This window comes from Flavobacterium notoginsengisoli, assembly GCF_042686225.1.
Lineage (GTDB): Bacteria > Bacteroidota > Bacteroidia > Flavobacteriales > Flavobacteriaceae > Flavobacterium > Flavobacterium notoginsengisoli.
In genome coordinates this window covers 17,688-36,520 of record NZ_JBHUOT010000019.1, presented here as the reverse complement: position 1 = coordinate 36,520, position 18,833 = coordinate 17,688, and the positions used below count along the sequence as shown (strand labels likewise).

General features: G+C 34.5%; 17 protein-coding genes. 4 read left to right on the top strand and 13 right to left on the bottom strand.

Features of this window, described 5'->3' with window-relative positions:
* Positions 1-43 precede the first annotated feature (43 nt).
* The 3 genes from fabG to ACFS3A_RS26150 all read right to left on the bottom strand — a co-directional run bounded on the left by fabG (position 44) and on the right by ACFS3A_RS26150 (position 3,600).
* A complete protein-coding gene (gene fabG / locus ACFS3A_RS26160; protein ID WP_379828598.1) occupies positions 44-775 on the bottom strand; it encodes a 3-oxoacyl-ACP reductase FabG in 732 nt (243 codons plus the stop codon).
* Between the two features lie 9 nt (positions 776-784).
* On the bottom strand, positions 785-2,011 hold the full coding sequence (locus tag ACFS3A_RS26155; protein WP_379828596.1) for a WG repeat-containing protein: 1,227 nt from the start codon (positions 2,009-2,011) through the stop codon (positions 785-787).
* Positions 2,012-2,079: 68 nt separating this feature from the next.
* The gene (locus ACFS3A_RS26150; RefSeq protein ID WP_379828594.1) at positions 2,080-3,600 is read right to left on the bottom strand and encodes an HAL/PAL/TAL family ammonia-lyase; all 1,521 of its coding nucleotides are present in this window, start codon (positions 3,598-3,600) and stop codon (positions 2,080-2,082) included.
* 101 nt (positions 3,601-3,701) lie between these two features.
* Here ACFS3A_RS26150 and ACFS3A_RS26145 point away from each other — a divergent pair, with 101 nt between their 5' ends.
* Both ACFS3A_RS26145 and ACFS3A_RS26140 read left to right on the top strand, forming a co-directional pair.
* The gene (locus tag ACFS3A_RS26145) at positions 3,702-4,952 is read left to right on the top strand and encodes an NAD(P)/FAD-dependent oxidoreductase (RefSeq protein WP_379828592.1); all 1,251 of its coding nucleotides are present in this window, start codon (positions 3,702-3,704) and stop codon (positions 4,950-4,952) included.
* A 129-nt stretch (positions 4,953-5,081) separates the two neighbouring features.
* A complete protein-coding gene (locus tag ACFS3A_RS26140; protein ID WP_379828590.1) occupies positions 5,082-5,480 on the top strand; it encodes a helix-turn-helix domain-containing protein in 399 nt (132 codons plus the stop codon).
* A 58-nt stretch (positions 5,481-5,538) separates the two neighbouring features.
* On the opposite strand, the gene ACFS3A_RS26135 is transcribed toward ACFS3A_RS26140, so the two are convergent.
* From ACFS3A_RS26135 to ACFS3A_RS26115, 5 genes are all read right to left on the bottom strand, one after another.
* A complete protein-coding gene (locus ACFS3A_RS26135; RefSeq protein ID WP_379828589.1) occupies positions 5,539-6,141 on the bottom strand; it encodes a hypothetical protein in 603 nt (200 codons plus the stop codon).
* Between the two features lie 164 nt (positions 6,142-6,305).
* On the bottom strand, positions 6,306-6,641 hold the full coding sequence (locus ACFS3A_RS26130; RefSeq protein ID WP_095930655.1) for an L-rhamnose mutarotase: 336 nt from the start codon (positions 6,639-6,641) through the stop codon (positions 6,306-6,308).
* A gap of 9 nt (positions 6,642-6,650) precedes the next feature.
* Complete coding sequence (locus tag ACFS3A_RS26125) at positions 6,651-7,505, bottom strand: fumarylacetoacetate hydrolase family protein (protein ID WP_379828587.1); 855 nt, start codon at positions 7,503-7,505, stop codon at positions 6,651-6,653.
* A gap of 145 nt (positions 7,506-7,650) precedes the next feature.
* On the bottom strand, positions 7,651-8,415 hold the full coding sequence (locus ACFS3A_RS26120) for an SDR family NAD(P)-dependent oxidoreductase (protein WP_379828586.1): 765 nt from the start codon (positions 8,413-8,415) through the stop codon (positions 7,651-7,653).
* 38 nt (positions 8,416-8,453) lie between these two features.
* The gene (locus ACFS3A_RS26115; protein ID WP_379828584.1) at positions 8,454-10,109 is read right to left on the bottom strand and encodes a UxaA family hydrolase; all 1,656 of its coding nucleotides are present in this window, start codon (positions 10,107-10,109) and stop codon (positions 8,454-8,456) included.
* A gap of 175 nt (positions 10,110-10,284) precedes the next feature.
* Between ACFS3A_RS26115 and ACFS3A_RS26110 the strand changes: the two genes are divergently transcribed.
* Positions 10,285-11,181, top strand: coding sequence for an AraC family transcriptional regulator (locus ACFS3A_RS26110; RefSeq protein ID WP_379828582.1), 897 nt, complete (start codon positions 10,285-10,287; stop codon positions 11,179-11,181).
* A 292-nt stretch (positions 11,182-11,473) separates the two neighbouring features.
* Here the strand turns inward: ACFS3A_RS26110 and ACFS3A_RS26105 are convergent, their stop codons facing one another.
* The 5 genes from ACFS3A_RS26105 to ACFS3A_RS26085 form a co-directional block, all read right to left on the bottom strand.
* On the bottom strand, positions 11,474-12,253 hold the full coding sequence (locus tag ACFS3A_RS26105) for an SDR family oxidoreductase (RefSeq protein WP_057115557.1): 780 nt from the start codon (positions 12,251-12,253) through the stop codon (positions 11,474-11,476).
* Positions 12,254-12,459: 206 nt separating this feature from the next.
* Entirely contained in the window at positions 12,460-14,145 is a 1,686-nt protein-coding gene (locus ACFS3A_RS26100) for a sodium/sugar symporter (RefSeq protein ID WP_379828580.1), read from the bottom strand.
* Between the two features lie 255 nt (positions 14,146-14,400).
* A complete protein-coding gene (locus tag ACFS3A_RS26095) occupies positions 14,401-15,459 on the bottom strand; it encodes a UDP-glucose--hexose-1-phosphate uridylyltransferase (RefSeq protein WP_379828578.1) in 1,059 nt (352 codons plus the stop codon).
* A gap of 16 nt (positions 15,460-15,475) precedes the next feature.
* Complete coding sequence (gene galK, locus ACFS3A_RS26090) at positions 15,476-16,636, bottom strand: galactokinase (protein WP_379828577.1); 1,161 nt, start codon at positions 16,634-16,636, stop codon at positions 15,476-15,478.
* A gap of 34 nt (positions 16,637-16,670) precedes the next feature.
* Positions 16,671-17,723 carry an aldose epimerase family protein gene (locus ACFS3A_RS26085; RefSeq protein ID WP_379828575.1) on the bottom strand — a complete coding sequence of 351 codons (1,053 nt, stop codon included), beginning with the start codon at positions 17,721-17,723 and terminating at the stop codon, positions 16,671-16,673.
* A gap of 102 nt (positions 17,724-17,825) precedes the next feature.
* On the opposite strand from ACFS3A_RS26085, the gene ACFS3A_RS26080 reads away from it, so the two are divergent.
* On the top strand, positions 17,826-18,824 hold the full coding sequence (locus tag ACFS3A_RS26080; RefSeq protein WP_379828573.1) for a GntR family transcriptional regulator: 999 nt from the start codon (positions 17,826-17,828) through the stop codon (positions 18,822-18,824).
* Positions 18,825-18,833 lie beyond the last annotated feature (9 nt).

Genomic DNA, 18,833 nt, shown 5'->3' with positions numbered 1-18,833 from the left:
TATGTTTAAAAATCTTAAAATAATCTCGCAAACATAGTATTCTTTAAGAATATATTCCGCCGTTAATATTGATAATTTCTCCTGTAATATAACTTGCTTTTTTAGAAATCAAAAAGCTTACCAAATCTGCTACTTCTTCGGCTTCGCCAAAACGATTTACAGGAATAAGTTTCAGTAATTCTTTTTCATCCAGTTCACTCGTCATATCGGTTCTAATAAAACCTGGAGCTACAGCATTTACAGTAATATTTCGTTTTGCCACTTCTTGTGCCAATGCTTTTGTAGCAGCAACAATAGCGCCTTTTGCAGCTGAATAATTAGTTTGTCCTGCAGTTCCTTTTACTCCAGAAACAGAAACAATATTTACAATTCGGCCGTATTTGTTACGAAGCATTTTTTGAATAAAAAATTGCGTTACATTAAAAAAACCGTTTGCACTTGTATTCATTACACTGTTCCAGTCCTGCGGTGTCATCCACATAAAAAGACCATCTTTTGTGATTCCGGCATTGTTTACAATTGCTTCAACCAATTTGTCAGGATTGGCTTCCTGCCATTGTGTAAGAACGTTTTGTACTTGTTCAAAATTGGCAACATCAAAACCTAAAATTTCTCCTGTTGCACCTAATTTTTGTATTTCTTGTAATGTTTCTTCGGCAGCTGTTTGATTCGAATGGTAATTAATCAGAATATGATAATCGGATTCTACGGCTAGTTTTTTACAAATAGCACTTCCGATTCCTCTTGAACCGCCTGTTACTAATACACACTTCATAAGTGAAATTTATTTCTTTTTCTTAGCTGCTGGCTTCGGTGTCGATTTGGCAGCTGGTTTGGTTGTTTTTGTTTCTTGTTTTGGGGCTTCGGAAGGAGCTGCAACTGGATGTGGTTTTTCAGATTTTGAAAATAATTCAGCATTTTCAAACCATTGGTTAGCCAAAACTGTTCCGTCAGGTTTTAGAAATCCCCATTTTCCTTCGTTTTTAACTCGGGCAACGCCATCAATAAATCCTTTATCCTGCTGTACAAACATGGCGATAATAGCATTTGTTGTAATTCCGTATTGCGTTGGAATTACCAGTTTTCCAGATTCGTTGATGAAACCCCAATTGCTTTCTTTTACCGGAGCTAATCCGTTAGTACTGAAAACTTCTGCATCGCTGTAAGTTGGTTCAATTACAAATTTTCCTTCCGGATTAATAAATCCCCATTTTTTTCCAACTAAAACGGGAGCCAGGTTTTTAGAGAAAGCTTTTCCTTTATCATATATAGGAAGAATTGCCCAGTTTCCTTTTAAATCGATGTATCCAATTTTTCCATTTTTCTTAGCGAATGTCAAATCCTGAGTTTCAAAATCCCAAATTTTTTCAGCTCCATCAACTGGAATGAATTTTCCGCCACTTACCAATCCGAAAGTTTTATCTTTTCTGGCCCAGGTTGTTCCTTTAAAATAATTTCCGATTTCGGCATAAGCAGGTTCAACCAGCTCTTTTCCTTCGGTATTAATGATTCCCCAGTTTTTATTCAATTCTACTCTGGCATAACCATTTTCAAAAGGCTTGATCTGATCATATTTCGGTTCCAGAACAACAGTCATTTTATTGTTGATCAAACCGACTTTATTGTTTTGTCTGATGAAGGCAACACCGTTATTAAAATCAAAAACTTTTTCAGAAGCAGGAGCTTTTTGAATTTCTCCTTTAGTATTAATATAAACCCATTCCTTATCTTTTTGCACGACCGCAATTCCGTTGTTAAAATCTTTCGCGTCTTTGAAGTCGGCTGGAATTACCCAAGTTCCTTTTGTGTCAATAAAACCCCATTTTCCGCCATTTTCTACAGCAGCTAATCCTTCAGAGAAACTTCTGGCCGATTTATATTGCGGTTCGATTTTAAAAGATCCGTCTTTAGCAAGATATCCAATTTTGGAGCTCTTTTTAACTAATGCCAGTTCCTGACTATTAACAAATTGAATACTTACCAGCAACAAAAAAATAAGTGTCTTTTTCATGATTTTAAAATTCAATGTTTAACGATTAAAAAACTAAAACTCTTTGGGGCAAATTTGTATATCAATTTTTAACTGTTGATCAAATAATCTTTAACTTTTTGAACAAAAGGATACATTACCTGATCTTCTTTAAATGTTGGAATTATATTTCTCACATCGTCATACCATTTTCTGGTAACAGATGAAATTTTATCTTTTTGACCTAAATAATCAATTGCCTGAACGATTGTAATTAATTCGATGGCTAAAACTTCGAATGAATTCTCGATTACTTTTGATGTAATTACGGCCGCATTGGTTCCCATACTTACAATGTCCTGATTGTCATTGTTGTTTGGAATACTGTGTACGTACATTGGGTTAGACAACATTTGGCTTTCAGCAGTTGTCGAAGTTGCAACGAACTGAACGCCCTGCATTCCGAAGTTAAATCCTAATGTTCCCAGGTTTACAAACGGAGGAAGTAGTTCATTAATTTTAGAATTCAATAAATAATTCAATTGGCGTTCTGCCAGCATCGTTAATTTGGTAATAACGATTTTCAGTTTATCCATTTCAAGCGAAATATAATCTCCGTGGAAATTTCCTCCGTGGTAAACGTGCTGATTTTTTACATCGATAATCGGGTTGTCGTTTGCCGAGTTAAATTCGTCTTCCAAAATAGAAGCTACATTATTTATAGTCTCTAAAACGGGGCCTAAAATTTGAGGAACACATCTTAACGAATAATATTCCTGAACTTTTTCTTTGAAGATTTCTTCTGTATTTTCTCCAGAATATAAATGATCTTCTCTTTTACGGATTAAAGTACTGTCAGAAAGGTTTTGTCTCATTCTTTCAGCTACTTCCTGTTGTCCTTTATGACGTTTTGTTTGATTTAATTCTGCAGAAAAATGATCGTCGTAAGCCTGAACCAATTCGTTGATTGCACAAGAAGCTTTTAATGACCAATCCAATAATTTTTGAGCATAATGTACATTTACAACTCCAATTCCTGTCATTACAGAAGTTCCGTTGATCAATGCCAAACCTTCTCTAATTTCTACCTGAATTGGTTTTAAACCTTCGATTTCAAAAACTTCGGCCGTTGCTCGTCTTTCTCCTTTATAAAAAACTTCACCTTCGCCAATTAAAACTAAAGCTAAGTGAGATAATTGTACTAAGTCACCGCTGGCACCAACACCACCGTGTTCGAAAATTAAAGGCGTAATATCTCTATTGATTAGTTCTGCCATTAAATGAATAACAGAAGGATGAACTCCTGAATTTCCTAAAGAAAGTGTATTTAAACGAGCTAAAATTGCTGCTTTTGCACACTCTGCATTTAAAGGTTTTCCTGTTCCTGAAGAGTGGCTTCTAATTAAATTATATTGTAATTGAATTTGATCAGACTCTTTAATTCTATATTGAGCCATTGGACCAAAGCCAGTATTTACTCCGTAGATTACTTTGTTTCCTGAGAATTCTTTCAAGAAATTAAAACTTTCGTTTACTCGATTTAAAACCACATCGCTTATGGCAACTTTGTTTTTTCCAAAGATTATGGTTTCAAATTCTGCTAAACTTAAATATTCATTTATTGTATTCATCAAATCAATTTTGGTTGCGCTAATTTAATTTTATTTATCAAAATAAATGTAGTTATTTTGATGATGGCAAATGTAGGTTAATTAATGATAATAATTCTAATATGACAAAGGAGTTTGTTGATGTTTTAGTGATTGGTGCAGGACCATCCGGATGTGTTTCGGCATCGTATCTTTTTAAAAACAATGTTAAGGTTAAAGTGGTAGAAAAGCAAAAGTTTCCGAGACTTGTTGTTGGCGAAAGCCTTATTCCTCGGGTAATGGATCATTTTGCTGAGGCAGAATTGTTTGATGCGCTTGATGCCATGAACTTCGAGAAAAAATTAGGAGCTCGTTTTATCAGAGGTGAAGAAATTTGTGTTTTTGATTTCAGTAAAAAATTTGGAGAAGGCTGGGATTGGACCTGGCAGGTTCCTCGTGCTGATTTCGACAATACGATGGCGCAGGAAATTGTACGTAAAGGAATCGATTTGGAATTTGAAACGGAAGTTTTAGAGGTTTCTTTTGAAGGAAAAAAATCAAAAACTATTGTAAAAGACAAAGAAGGAAATCTAAAAGAAATTCACGCCAACTTTATTATCGACTCTAGTGGTTACGGACGTGTTTTGCCAAGACTTTTGGATTTGGATACGCCTTCAAAATTAGATCCGCATTCTTCGATATTTACACATGTTGTAGATATCAATAGACCAGAAGGTGAAGAAGGAACTCAGATTTCTTTTGATATTCTGGAAACAGAAGTTTGGCTTTGGGTAATTCCGTTTTCTAATGGAAATACAAGTTTGGGAGTTGTGGGTCCGACAGATTTCATCAATTCTCTTTCTGAAAATAAAGACAATGCCGAGGCTTTGAAAAATGCCATTCAGAAATCGGATTATTATATTAAAAGATTTGCTGGAACAGAATTTTTATTTGAGCCGGTTAAATTAGAAAACTATTCAAGAGCTGTAAAAAGAATGTATGGCGATGGTTTTGCTTTAACAGGAAACAGTTCAGAATTCTTAGATCCGGTTTTCTCTTCGGGAGTAGCTTTTGCAACGGAATCTGGAATGCTGGCAGCAAAATTATATTTGAAAGAATCACAAGGAATTCCTGTTGACTGGGAAGTTGAGTTTACGCAATATATGAAACGCGGAATTGCCGTTTTTACCACTTATGTACAAGAATGGTACACAGGAAATTTACAAACGTTGTTTTTCCACCAGCCTGAAAATCCAGAAGTAAAAGAAAAAATATGTGCTGTTTTAGCTGGTTATGTTTGGAACGAAGAAAATTCGTTTGTCAAGAAACACGATCACGTAATTGCAAATATGGCATATTTACTAAATATGCAAAAAGAACAAAGCCCTGAATAATCAGGGCTTTTTTTCTGTCTGAAAAATTGTATTTTTGTTCGTTCAGACAAAAGGAATGTTTTGTATTTTACAGCATTATCTGGTATGATACATTTTCTATTTTTTATTCTTAATTATTATCTTTGAGCTATGAGTACAGTAATAAAACCAAATCATATAGGGCGAAAAATAAGCCGTATTCGTGAACTAAAAGACATGAAACAAGAAGCCCTTGCACAAGCTTTAGGAACAAATCAACAGGCGATATCGGCTATGGAGAATAGCGAAAATATTGATGAAGAAAAATTAATTCAAGTTGCAAAAGCACTTGGTGTAAGTGTTGAAGCAATTAAGAATTTTTCGGAAGAAGCGATATTCAATATTATTGGAAATACAATCAATAATAATGATAATGCATCTATGAATTCAAATATTCAGTATCAGCCAACATTTAATCCGCTTGATAAAGTTGTTGAATTGTATGAAAGGTTGGTACAATCTGAAAAAGATAAAGTAGAATATTTGGAAAAATTATTGAAAGGAAAATAACAGTTTAGTTATTGAAATATATAAAAAAACAAAGCCCTGAATAATCAGGGCTTTTTCTTTATTTAGTTTTTTTAGCAATCAACTTAGACATTGTTTTTGCAGTTTTAGCAAATCCTTCTCCAATTCTGGTTTCGTTGCTAAAGTTGCTTCCCCATTGATCTCCAGGAGCTTCTTCACTGGTAATTTCCAACAACACATTTGATTTATTTGCCGTTTCAACAAATTTTAAATTGGTTGTTACTTTTGCAGGCTGTTTCATAATTCCTGCATCCCAACCTGGATAAATCCATACTGCTTTTACAATTAAAGTATAAGGAGTATTTAAACCTTCCTGAAAGTTTAAATCTTTTTTCTCTTTCGTTAAAACGATATTGGCAATTTCTAAAAATTTAGGAGTCCAGATTTGATCTTTAGCTACAATCCATTTTTTCTCCCAAAGATTTCCGTTTCCTTTTGCTTTTTTATCCAAATCGGCTTTGTGTTCTTCAACATATTGCGCTTCAGGTTTATTTTCTTTCATCATAGTAAAATTACTATAATCAAATACGGTGTTGATTTCTTTTTGGTCTTTTAAAAAGTCAAAATTTCCTTTAACAACATTCATGTCCTGAGCAAACATTGCTCCCGAAATAAAGAAGCAAGCGATAATTAATTTTTTCATTTTTTGGTTAATTGAGGTTAATTTTTATGTGGCTAAAAGTAAGCAAAAGGAAGAATAAATAATTTATTTCATGTTAAAATAATATTGCCATTTTGTTTTAAAACCAAAAAGAGGATTCCAAAATTGAAATCCTCTTTTTTATCATTTGAAATAAGATTAGAATATTACAATCCGAAAATCTTATCCATTAAAATCCATTTTTGTCCCGGTTTTGCCCACGGTAAAGCTTGCTGGAATTTCCACATTAAAGTTTCCCATTCCTGAACTTTTTCGTTTGCAGCGTCGGCTTTGTCTTTCTTTTCGAAAGTAAAATCGGCATCAGCTTCGATGATCATGAACAATCGATTTCCAGTGCAGTAAATATCAAGAACCTCAATCCCAGAATCTTGAATGCTTTTTTTAATTTCCGGCCATACATTTTCATGCAGTTCTTTATATTCTGCAATTAAATTGGCATCATCTTTAAGATCTAAAGCCAGATAGAATTTTTGTGTTGCCATAATCTAAATTTATCCTTGGTAAGCTACAGCAGTTTGTTTGCTTGTACCTAAACCTTCAATTCCTAATTCGATTACGTCGCCCGCTTTAATGTAAATCGGATCTGGTTTGATTCCCAATCCAACTCCCGGAGGTGTTCCTGTACTGATTACATCGCCAGGAAGCAATGTCATAAACTGACTTAAATAATGTACTAAAAATGGGATTTTGAAAATCAAGTTTGATGTATTACTGTTTTGGAACGTTTTTCCGTTTACAGTAAGCCACATTTTTAAGTTGTTAACATCTCCAACTTCATCTGGAGTTGCCATAATTGGTCCAAGAGGAGCGAAAGTATCAGAACCTTTTCCTTTTGCCCATTGTCCACCACGCTCGATTTGGAATGCTCTTTCGCTGTAATCATTTAAAAGACAATATCCAGCAATATAATTGGGTGCATCTTCTTCAGAAACGTAGCTTGCTTTTTTGCCTACAACAAATGCTAATTCCACTTCCCAGTCTGTTTTTTCACTGTTTTTCGGAATAATCAAATTGTCATTTGGTCCGCATAAAGAGGTTGTAGATTTAAAGAAAATAATTGGTTCTTCCGGAATTGCAGCACCCGTTTCTTCACAGTGATCTACATAATTTAATCCGATGCAGATAATTTTTGAAGGACGCGCAACTGGCGAACCTAAACGAACTGAATCGCTTACTTCTGTTAAAGATGGGTTATTTTTTAAAGCTTCTTCTAATTTTGCTAAACCGTCATTTTCAAAAAAAGCTTCGTTGTAATCGGTTACGATAGACGAAACATCATATCTTTTATCATTTAGTAAAACTCCTGGTTTTTCCTTTCCTTCTTCTCCGAATCTAATAAGTTTCATATTTTAATTTTTTTAGTAATGTGTATTTTTTTAGCCACGAATTCACGAATTAAAATGATTTTAAAAATCTGTGAAATCTGTATTAAATAAAAATAGCCACGAATTATGACTGAAAAAATTCGTGAATTCGTGGCTATTCTTTTTTTTAGTTATTCAATTTAATAAAACCTCCATCAATTGGGTAATCTGAACCTGTGATGAAAGACGATTCGTCACTGCATAAGAATAATGCTAAAGTGGCGATTTCTTCTGGTTTTCCCATACGGCCGATTGGCTGTGACTGAGATAGTTTTTCGAAGATTTCTTCTTCTTTTCCAGGATAATTTTTAGCAATAAATCCGTCTACGAAAGGTGTATGAACCCTTGCAGGAGAAATAGAATTACATCTGATTTTATCATTCAAATAATCTTTAGCAACCGATAAAGTCATTGCCATAACCGCTCCTTTTGCTGTAGAATAAGCAAAACGATCTGGAATTCCAACCCAGCACGCAATTGAAGCCAAGTTCAAAATCACACCTCCGCCAGAATTTCTTAGCGCCGGAATTGAAGCGTGAAGACAGTTGTAAACGCCTTTTACGTTTACATTCATAATACGGTCAAAATCAGATTCTGAAGTCGTGTCTACTTTTCCAACGTGCGCAATTCCAGCGTTGTTTACTAGAATATTAATATTTCCGATTTTTTGGAAAGTTGAATTTACTTGTTCGTGGTTCGAAACGTCGCAAGCGTGAGTAAAAACACTTCCTCCAGCTGATTTTATTTCTTCAACCGTTTCTTTTGCGCTTTCTTCAGTCAATTCTAAAATGTGAACTTCAGCTCCTTGTTTCGCAAATAAAACCGAAATCGCTCTTCCAATTCCGCTTCCGCCGCCAGTGATAATTGCTTTTTTATTTTGTAATGAAAACATTTGATATAAATTTTTATGAGTTGTTTTTTAATAGTTTTTTACAAAGATACGCCGCGTTTCCACGGAATAAAATCGTCTTGGTTTAATTGTACTGCTTTCGGAATAATTTCGCCGCTTGCCGCTTTGATGCAGTATTCTAAAATTTCCTCGCCCATTTCTTCAATAGATTTTTCTCCGCTGATAATTGGCCCGCAGTCAATATCGATAATATCCTTCATTCTGGTTGCCAAAACAGAGTTTGTTGCTACTTTAATTACTGGACAAACTGGGTTTCCTGTCGGAGTTCCCAATCCAGTTGTAAATAAAATTAAAGTTGCTCCAGAAGCTGCTTTTCCAGTTGTCGCTTCTACATCATTTCCTGGCGTACAAACCAAACTTAAACCTGGTTTAGTAACCAATTCGGTATAATCTAAAACATCAACAACAGGAGAAGTGCCTCCTTTTTTGGCTGCTCCCGCACTTTTGATGGCGTCAGTAATTAAACCATCTTTGATATTTCCCGGAGAAGGATTCATATGGAAACCAGAACCCACTTTATGCGCCAGTTCATCATAAGATTCCATTAAATTGATGAATTTTTTAGCGTTATCTTCGGTAATACATCTGTCAATTAAATTTTGTTCTGCACCACATAATTCTGGGAATTCGGCCAAAAGAATTTTTCCGCCTAAAGCTACAACTAAATCAGAAGTGTAACCCACAGCAGGATTTGCAGAAACACCGCTGAAACCATCACTTCCTCCACATTTTACCCCAATACATAAATCGCTTAAAGGAGCATCAGTTCTTTCGTATTTGTTGATTTCGATTAAACCTTCAAACGTTTTTTTGATGGCATTGGTAATTAAAACTTCTTCGCTTTCTGTCTGTTGCTGTTCAAAAATAAATAACGGTTTGTCGAACTCTGGATTTTGTCTTTTTACATCATTTACAAAATCCTGAACTTGTAAATGCTGGCATCCTAAACTTAAAAGTGTGATTCCGCCCACGTTTGGATGATTGGCATAAGAAGCCAATAAAGCGCTCAAAGTCGAAGCATCCTGACGTGTTCCGCCACAACCGCCTTGGTGATTTAAGAATTTAATTCCGTCGACATTTTCAAAAACACGTTTGTTTTTTGGCGTCGGATTTAATTCAATATTAATATCGTTAATATCATTTCCTTTCAAATAACCTTCCAATAATTCGTGCGTAAATTGATTGTATTTGTCCGTTACAGCATAACCCAATTGTTTGTGTAAGGCTTCTTTGATGACATCTAAATTTCTGTTTTCACAAAAAACAGTCGGAATGAAAAGCCAGTAATTTGCTGTTCCAACGCGTCCGTCTTTTCTTTTGTAACCTTTAAAAGTTCTGTTTTCGAATTTTGAAACATCCGGTGCATTCCATTCGTAAGAAGCGTTTCTGTATGCATAAGGATCTGCGGCATGTTTTAGGTTTTCGGTCGTCATTAAACTTCCTTTTGCTACATCGTTTTGCACTTTTCCAACCAAAACACCGTACATATTTACTTCTTCTCCCTGCTTCATATCCTGCATGTAGAATTTATGTTTGGCCTTGATGAGGTCTTGTAAAACGTAAGTTTCATTTTCAAAATGAATGGTTTCGCCTTTTTGAAGATCGGTTAAGGCAACCAATACATTATCATCTGGATGTAGTTTTACAACCAGTTTTTTTGTGTTATTCTCAGACATTGTGTTGTTTGTTTTTTTTTTCTTTTTTTTGATGTCAATGCTTTCGTTTTATAACAATTTAATCCTTTGATTTTGTATAGAATTCGGGCAGTTAACGAAAAATAAAATTAGGGTTTTTACACATTCGTTAGTAGTCTAATATTATCCGTGTCTAATCTTTAATTATCTTTGCAGTATGAAATTGGAACAAACCAAAATAGCGTCATATCTCAATACAAAAGTTTCGGTGCTCAATCGTATAGAACCATTTTTTCAAGCGCCTTTTCATTCACATCCGGAATTGGAATTGGTGTATGTAAAAGAGAGTTTTGGCAAGCGAATTATCGGAAATTCGGTAATGCCATTTGAACCTGGAGATATGGTTTTTTTGGGTTCTGATATTCCGCATGTTTGGCTGAATGATGAGAAATATTATCAGGGAATTGAGGATTTAAAAGCCAATTCGATTGTCGTATATTTTCATAAAGATATTTTCGGACCGACTTTTTATGAATTAAAAGAAACCCAAAAAATCAACGAGCTTTTTTTTCAGGCAGGAAAAGGAATTTCGATTATTGGAAAAACCAATAAACAGATTGCTAAAAAACTGGAGAAATTAACTTCAAAAAAAGACTTTGAAGTTATTGTGGGACTTTTTGAGATTTTGTCTATTCTTTCTGAAAGTCAGGATATAATTTATATCAATGATGAAATTTATTCTTTGATGCAAAAGGATTCGAAAGTAGATCGTCTTTCGGAGGTTTTTCAATATGTCAATAAAAATTACAAAAAGAATATTTCATTAGAAGAAATTGCCGCTGTTGCGAATATGACGCGTACTTCTTTCTGTAGAATGTTCAGGGTAAAAACGAAAAAGAATTTTGTGGATTATCTGCACGAAATCCGAATTTCAAATGCCTGCAAATTGCTGCTCGAAACCGATAAAAGCATGTCTGAGATCGCTTATGAATGCGGTTATAAAACGGCTTCAAATTTTAATAAGCTCTTCAAAAAAGTTAAGGGAATTACACCTTCGGATTTTAAAAATAATGCGAAAGTTAGTTTTGCCACTCCCGATAGCTATCGGGAATAAGGATTAAAAAGGATTTTTATAGAAATTTGCCTGATCTGCTAAATCTGCGTGAGAAATAAATAAGTTGCCACGAATCGCACGAATTAACCCGAATTAATTTTCTAAATATGATTGGTGTAATTCGGGATAAAAAATAGAGATAAAGATTTCTCAATCAATTTTCCGCAATATTGTCATTCTGAGGGACGAAGAATCACACAAGTTATTCTACAAAGATTAGCGACTTTGCATGTGGAGCTTCTCGTGTGATTCTTCGTTCCTCAGAATGACAAATAGAACGGATGTTTTTTTTTTAAATAGAACGATCTAAATGAGTGTAACCTCCATCAACATAAATAATCTGTCCAGTAGTATGACTTGACTTTTCAGACAATAAGAAAACCACCATATTTGCGATTTCTTCTGCTGTTGTCATTCTGTTTTCTAGTGGAATATTTTTGGTAATTGCCGCTAGTTTTTCTTCTTTATTTTCAAAAGTATTGATCCACGTTTCGTAAAGAGGTGTATAACATTCTGCTACAATTACAGCGTTTACACGAATACTGTATTTCAGCAATTCAACAGCCCATTCTCTGGTTAAAGCATTTCTTCCACCGTTTGAAGCAGCATAAGCTGAGGTTCCACCTTGACCTGTTTCGGCAGTTTTTGAACCGATGTTTACAATGGCTCCTTTTGATTCTTTTAGATACGGAAGAGCGTGCTGTGCCATTAAATAATAATGAACTAAATTTTTGTGAAGAGAAGCAGCGAAATCTTCATAATTTCCGTTCTCTAATCCAACACCGTCATTAACGCCGGCATTGTTTACCAATCCGTCGATTCTTCCGAATTTTGCGATTACGGCTTCAACAGCTTTTTTGCAGTCTTCAGGTTTTGTCAAATCGGCGGCAACTTGATGCGCTTCTTTTCCAATGGCTTTTAATTCTTCTACGGCTTTGATGTTGTCATTTTCGTTACGTCCAACGATAAACGGAATTGCATTTTCTTCGGCTAAAACCTTAACGATTCCTAAACCGATTCCTTTTGCACCTCCCGTAACGATAATGATTTTTTGGGTTAATGATAACTGCATGATTTTTATTTATTATAGTTTGTTGTGATTTTTTTGCCACGAATCACACAAATTAGCTCGAATTTTTGTTAAAAAAAATAATTCGTGGAAATTAGTGTAATTCGTGGCTTTTTATTTCTGTTGTTAGAACTTTTTTAAAAAATTTACAGCTGTTGTTCATGACAAACAACAGCTGTAAAAATAGAGAGAATAGAACTGATAATTTATTACCAGAACTTAACATAAAGAGCCACGATAATCAGTAATGTAATTACGATTAAAACCGTAGTCTGTGGCTGTACTTTGAACATTCCAGGTTCTGTCTCGAATGCTTTTGGGTTTACTTTTGGACCAGCGAAACTTATTAAGATCATCGCAATCATTGTGAATAAGAATGATAATCCCATACAAATGTGGAACGGAATTTCGAAAGCTCCTTTCCCGTTAGGATAAGCGGTGTATAAAAATGTATCGGGACCAAATAAAGCCGGAGCATATTCGTTGAATAAAACAGATAATAAGAATCCTAAGATTACCCCAACGATCGCCGCTGTTCCTGTAGTTCTTTTCCAGAACATACCTAAGAAGAACATAGCAAAAACTCCAGGGCTGATAAATCCAGTGTATTTTTGGATGTAGGTAAATCCACCAACACCACCAATTCCTAAAACGTCATTCCAAGTAAATAAAACAGCTAAAAGCATTGCAGCAAAAACGGCAAGTCTACCAATATTTACCTGCTGTTTTTCGCCAGCTTCTTTTTGAATGTATTTTTTATGAATATCTAATGTATAGATTGTAGAGATACTGTTTACTTTTCCAGCTAAAGACGCTACGATTGCAGCAGTAAGAGCCGCAACAGAAAGTCCTTTTAATCCAGTTGGCAAGAATGTTAATACAGCAGAATAAGCTCCGTCTTTTCCTCCAACTAATTGAGGTAAATGTCCGTTTGTATATAAAACGTAAGCAGCAATACCAGGAAGCATTACGATAAGTGGCATTAATAATTTTAACATACCAGCAAATAAAATACCTGTACGAGCTGTTTGTAAATCTGCTCCAAGTGCTCTTTGTGTAATGTATTGGTTACATCCCCAGTAGTTTAAGTTAATGATCCAGATACCGGCAGCGTAAGACAACAATCCCGGGAAAGTTAAATATTTATCGATTTCAAGCTGCGAAGATGCTGCAGTTGGTTTTGGAATAATCATTTTGAAATGCTCAGGAGCTTCTCTCATTAAAACTTTGAAACCAGCGATTGCATTTTCGCCTACTCCAAAATACTGTCCAACTGTAGTCAAAGCAATATAAGAAGTTACTAAACCTCCAATGATTAATACAGCAACCTGAATAACATCTGTATAAGCCACAACTTTCATTCCTCCAAGAGAAATAAATAAAGCAAAAACAGCTAATCCGATCATAATAGCATGAAGATATTCTCCTCCGGCAAGACCGTTAATTGCAACTGCTCCTAAGTATAAGATAGAAGTCAAGTTTACAAAAACGTATAAAAACAACCAGAAAACTGCCATAATCAAAGCAGTAGATTCGTTGTAACGAGTTTTTAAGAACTGAGGCATCGTGTAAATCTTGTTTTTAAGATATACAGGAATAAACCATACAGCGACAATAATAAGGGCGATAGCAGCCAGCCATTCGTAAGCAGCAACAGCGATTCCTAAGAAGAAACCTTCACCACTCATTCCGATGAATTGTTCTGCAGAGATATTAGAAGCAATAAGAGAAGCTCCAATTGCCCACCATGTTAAATTTCCTTCAGCCAAAAAATAAGCTTTAGCATCTTGTTCGTCTTGTTTACGTTTGCGGTAAACCGTGTAACCGTAGACAGAGACTACGATAAAATAAATAATAAAAACCGCATAATCTGCGACAGCGAGGTTTTGGTTCATTGTTAGTAGTATTTTAAATAATTATTATAGGGTAAAGTTTGTTTATTTGGTTTTTACAATCAGTTTTGTGTTGTGTAATCTTGTTAAAATTGCAAGATGTGTTTTATTTCTGTTATTTTTTTGCGAAAATAAAAGCAGAAGCCAAATGTAAAATAAAAATTTAGAAATCAACCATCAGCAAATGTGTTTTTTACATTTATAAAAGGTGTTTTGTGTTAAATTTTTGTGTTTTTAACTTCAATAAAACGATAATTCTTACACTTTTACAAGGCTTTTATAATGTACTTCTGATTGTTGTCTCAAAATTTCAGCACTTTTCTCAGGCGTAATATCACGCTGTGATTCTCCTAACATTTCGTATCCGACCATGAATTTTTTTACGGTTGCCGATCTTAACAATGGCGGGTAAAAATGCATGTGGAAATGCCATTCCGGATGAAGTAATCCATCGGTTGGTGCCTGATGAATTCCTGAAGAATATGGGAAAGAAGTATTAAATAAATTGTCATACTTCGTTGTTAACTGCTTCAAAATTTTAGCGAAAGCAGTACTTTCTTCAGCTGTAAAATCGGTAATTTTACTGATGGCTCTTTTGCTCAAAATCATGGTTTCATAAGGCCAAATTGCCCAAAAAGGAACCAATGCAACAAAATGATCATTTTCGATTACAATACGATCACCAACTTTCAATTCGGCTTGAACGTAATCTTCTAAAAGTGTTCTTTTGTTTTTATCGTAGTACGATTTTAAACTATTATGCGTTTTTTCGACCTGAGTAGGAAGCGAAGACTGAGCCCAGATTTGCCCGTGCGGATGCGGGTTGCTGCATCCCATTACACTTCCTTTGTTTTCAAAAATCTGAACGTGGTTGATGAATTTAATATTTCCTAAATCCGTATATTCTTTCTGCCAGGTTTTGATGATATTTTCGATATCGGCAATTTCCATTTCTGGTAAAGTCAAATCGTGTCTTGGCGAAAAACAAACCACTCTTGAAATTCCCTGTTCTGGTTTTGCCTTAAAGAAAGTATGTTTGATATCGTCTTCAAAAATAATTTCTTCCTGTTTCATGGCGGCAAAATCATTTTCAAAAACAAAACTGCTTTCGTATGCTGGATTATTTACTCCGTTGGCACGAACATTTCCTGGACACAAATAACAAGTTGGGTCGTATTTAGGAAGCTCTTCTGTCGAAATCGTTTCGTTTTGTCCCTGCCAAGGGCGTTTTGCACGATGAGGTGAAACCAATACCCATTCGTTGATTAATGGGTTGAAGCGTCTGTGCGGATCTTCATTAATGTCAAAATTTTTCATTGTAGTGTGTTGTAGTTTAAAGTAATGTTGTTCCGTTTGAGATTTTTACATCATAGAATTTTAATTCAATTCCAAATGTATCTAAATAAAGTTTCGAAAACTTACTTTTAACCTCATTTTCATATCCTTTTTTAACTAAATTGATGGTGCAGCCGCCGAAACCGCCTCCCATAAGTCGAGAACCAATAATAGCATGGTCTTCTTTTGCAGTATCTACTAAGAAATCTAATTCTTCGCAGCTTACTTCATATTCTTGCGATAATCCATAATGAGTCTCAAAAAGTAATTCTCCTAAAAGCTCAATATTTCCCTGATCCAAGGCTTCGCAGGCTTTGATTACACGGTTAATTTCTTTAACAACAAAATGAACTCTGCTGAAAACTTTTTCAGTCATTTTATCTTTAAGGCTCAAAACCTGTTCTTCCGTAGCATCTCTAAAACTTTTTACTTCTGGAAAATGACTTTTTATGATGGCTAATCCTTCTTCGCATTCAATTCTTCTGGTATTGTATTCTGATGTGAACAGCGAATGTTTTACATTAGAATCCAATAAAATCAAAGAGTAGTCTTTAAAGTCGGCATTGTGATATTCAAAATCTAAAGTGTTGCAGTCTAATTTAATTACTTTATTTTCTAAACCATGAACGCTTGAAAACTGATCCATAATCCCACAGTTGATCCCAACCCAGTGTTCTGCTTTTTGTCCTAATAAAGAAATATCTACTTTCTCAATCTTTAAATCAAAAAGAGATTTGATTCCGAAAATCATTCCGCATTCCAAAGCCGCAGAAGAAGATAATCCGGAACCAACCGGAATATTACTGCTGAAAACACAGTTGAAACCTTCAAAAGAAAATCCGTTATTCTGCAGTTGTTTGATTACGCCTCGAATATAATTTGTCCAAACCACATCACTCAATTTTACTTCCTGAGTTAAGTCGATTTCAAATTCTTCGTTTAAATCGATAGCGATTACTTTTGAGGTATTGGTGTTATTTTTTTCAAAAGCAAAACAAATTACTTTGTCAATTGCCGCTGGTAAAACATAACCGTCATTGTAGTCAACATGTTCTCCGATAATATTGATTCTTCCCGGAGAAAGTACCGTTTTTTGTGGAGAAGATCCGAAAGATTTCTCAAAAAAAGCAACGGTATTCTGTATTAAAATATCATTCATTCTAGTTGTTGTAATTGTAATATTGGGTAAATAGTTAGTTTAAGGTTTCAAATTTGTAAACTGTTTTTTGAGTATATTGTTCTCCTTTTTTCAAAACAGCATTTGGAAAATGTGCCTGATTTGGCGCATCCGGGAAATTTTGTGTTTCAAAACAAATACCGCTCTGCGCATTGTAATCAACATTTTCTTTTCCGTTTAATTTTCCGAAACAATTTCCGCCTACATATATATGTACGCTTGGCTGATCGGTGTATACATTCATGCGAAGTTTGTTTTTTAAGCTGATTAACTGCGCTACGATTTCCGTTTCAGAATTGACTACAAAAGAATTGTCAATAGGAAACGGACAATTTTTAGGCGCTCTAAAATCAAAATCATGATCGGTTAAATAAGTAAAATCTCCTGTTGGAATATTATCTGAATTCGTTTCCAGCATTTTTGTCGATTTGATAAACATCTGCTGTTCCAAAACATTTCCATCATGTCCGTCAAGATTAAAATAACTGTGATGTGTTAAATTAATAACGGTGTCTTCTGTTGACGTTGCTTTATATTCTAATTTTAATTCGTTTTCTTCTGTCAAAGTGTACGTCAGGTAAACCGTCATTTCGCCAGGAAAATTTTCATCTAAATGCTCACTCAAAAGGCCAAAAGTAATCGACGGATTTTCTCCGGTTTTTGCATCGGTCACACTCCAGGCTTTTCTTCCAAATCCCATTGTTCCTCCGTGAAGCGTATTTCCATTATTGTTTCCATCAAGCTGAAATTTCTTTTCATTCAGGCTAAAAGTAGCTTTATGAATACGACCGGCGTAACGTCCCACTGTAGTTCCAAAATAAGGAGCACTAGGTAAATTATATGATTCTAAGTACGATTCCAGATTATCAAACCCTAATACAACATCGGTTAATTTTCCGTTTACGGGAATCTGGATTGAAGTTACGGTTGCACCATAATTGATGATTTGAACTTTCATTCCATTTTTATTCACTAAATCAAAAGAATAAATTTCTTCTTTATTAGGCATTAAACCGAATAATTTGCAATTATGAGTGTCTTTTAAATGAGATATGTGTTTTATTTCCATATAATTTTTACCAATAATGAAATCCAAAAATAGAAACATTCTCTATATTTGCATACCAGTACCTACCAGTTTTTAATATTAATAGTCAAAATGACTTTATTTATGAACATCATTTCTATCCAAAATAATATTGGTCTTCCAAAATATAAGCAGATAATTCTTTCAATAGAAAAAGCCATTGAAGAAGGGAATTTGGTCAAAGGAGATCGTCTTCCGTCGGTAAATAAAGTTTGTTTAGCGTTTTCTTTATCACGTGATACAGTGCTTCTGGCATATGACGAATTGAAGAAAAGAGGAATTATTTATGCCATTCCGGGAAAGGGATATTACGTTAAAAGCGTTGAAATCACTATAACTCAGAAGATTTTTCTGCTTTTTGATGAATTAAATATTTTTAAAGAAGATATTTATAATTCGTTTCTCAAAAATATTGGAAAGAATGTTCAGGTCGATATTTTCTTTCATCATTTCAATGTTCAGGTTTTTAAAAAACTGATCAATGACAGTAACGGAAATTACACCAAATATATTTTGATGCCGACGAACTTAAACGATGTAGTCGATTCAATAAAAACCCTACCAGTGAATGATGTAATAATTTTGGATCAGACCAATCCGGATTTAAAAATGTTTCCTGCAATTTATCAGAATCACCAAAAAGATATTTATGAAGGTTTGATGAAAGGCAAATCAAGATTATCAAAATACAGAAAACTGATTTTGATTTTCCCGGGATTTAGAGAACCGCCCGGAATGAAAATTGGTTTTGAATCTTTCTGTGATGATTATGGTTTTGATTACGAAATTATTTCCGATTTCAGCAATCAGTCTATTGCTTTAGGAGATTTGTATATTATTCCTCACGACCGAGATCTTCTTTTAGTCATCGAAAATGCGATGGCAAGAAAATTAAAACTGGGAGAAGATTTTGGGATTATTTCTTATAATGAAACACCATTAAAGAAAATTGCCGCAAACGGAATTACCACAATTTCAACCAATTTTGAAATGATGGGAAAAATTCTAGCCGATATGGTCTTGAAAGGAACAAAAGAACAGATCGAAAATAAATCTGCCCTTATATTGAGGAATTCTTTATAATTTTTTCCC

What these genes read in the sequence shown, in the direction of transcription:
- ACFS3A_RS26105 (WP_057115557.1), bottom strand. Translation starts at nt 12,253, where the DNA reads ATGCAGTTATCATTAACCCAAAAAATCATTATCGTTACGGGAGGTGCA.
- ACFS3A_RS26135 (WP_379828589.1), bottom strand. Translation starts at nt 6,141, where the DNA reads ATGAAAAAATTAATTATCGCTTGCTTCTTTATTTCGGGAGCAATGTTT.
- ACFS3A_RS26085 (WP_379828575.1), bottom strand. Translation starts at nt 17,723, where the DNA reads ATGGAAATAAAACACATATCTCATTTAAAAGACACTCATAATTGCAAA.
- fabG (WP_379828598.1), bottom strand. Translation starts at nt 775, where the DNA reads ATGAAGTGTGTATTAGTAACAGGCGGTTCAAGAGGAATCGGAAGTGCT.
- ACFS3A_RS26080 (WP_379828573.1), top strand. Translation starts at nt 17,826, where the DNA reads ATGAACATCATTTCTATCCAAAATAATATTGGTCTTCCAAAATATAAG.
- ACFS3A_RS26100 (WP_379828580.1), bottom strand. Translation starts at nt 14,145, where the DNA reads ATGAACCAAAACCTCGCTGTCGCAGATTATGCGGTTTTTATTATTTAT.
- galK (WP_379828577.1), bottom strand. Translation starts at nt 16,636, where the DNA reads ATGAATGATATTTTAATACAGAATACCGTTGCTTTTTTTGAGAAATCT.
- ACFS3A_RS26140 (WP_379828590.1), top strand. Translation starts at nt 5,082, where the DNA reads ATGAGTACAGTAATAAAACCAAATCATATAGGGCGAAAAATAAGCCGT.
- ACFS3A_RS26120 (WP_379828586.1), bottom strand. Translation starts at nt 8,415, where the DNA reads ATGTTTTCATTACAAAATAAAAAAGCAATTATCACTGGCGGCGGAAGC.
- ACFS3A_RS26095 (WP_379828578.1), bottom strand. Translation starts at nt 15,459, where the DNA reads ATGAAAAATTTTGACATTAATGAAGATCCGCACAGACGCTTCAACCCA.
- ACFS3A_RS26110 (WP_379828582.1), top strand. Translation starts at nt 10,285, where the DNA reads ATGAAATTGGAACAAACCAAAATAGCGTCATATCTCAATACAAAAGTT.
- ACFS3A_RS26125 (WP_379828587.1), bottom strand. Translation starts at nt 7,505, where the DNA reads ATGAAACTTATTAGATTCGGAGAAGAAGGAAAGGAAAAACCAGGAGTT.
- ACFS3A_RS26115 (WP_379828584.1), bottom strand. Translation starts at nt 10,109, where the DNA reads ATGTCTGAGAATAACACAAAAAAACTGGTTGTAAAACTACATCCAGAT.
- ACFS3A_RS26130 (WP_095930655.1), bottom strand. Translation starts at nt 6,641, where the DNA reads ATGGCAACACAAAAATTCTATCTGGCTTTAGATCTTAAAGATGATGCC.
- ACFS3A_RS26155 (WP_379828596.1), bottom strand. Translation starts at nt 2,011, where the DNA reads ATGAAAAAGACACTTATTTTTTTGTTGCTGGTAAGTATTCAATTTGTT.
- ACFS3A_RS26150 (WP_379828594.1), bottom strand. Translation starts at nt 3,600, where the DNA reads ATGAATACAATAAATGAATATTTAAGTTTAGCAGAATTTGAAACCATA.
- ACFS3A_RS26145 (WP_379828592.1), top strand. Translation starts at nt 3,702, where the DNA reads ATGACAAAGGAGTTTGTTGATGTTTTAGTGATTGGTGCAGGACCATCC.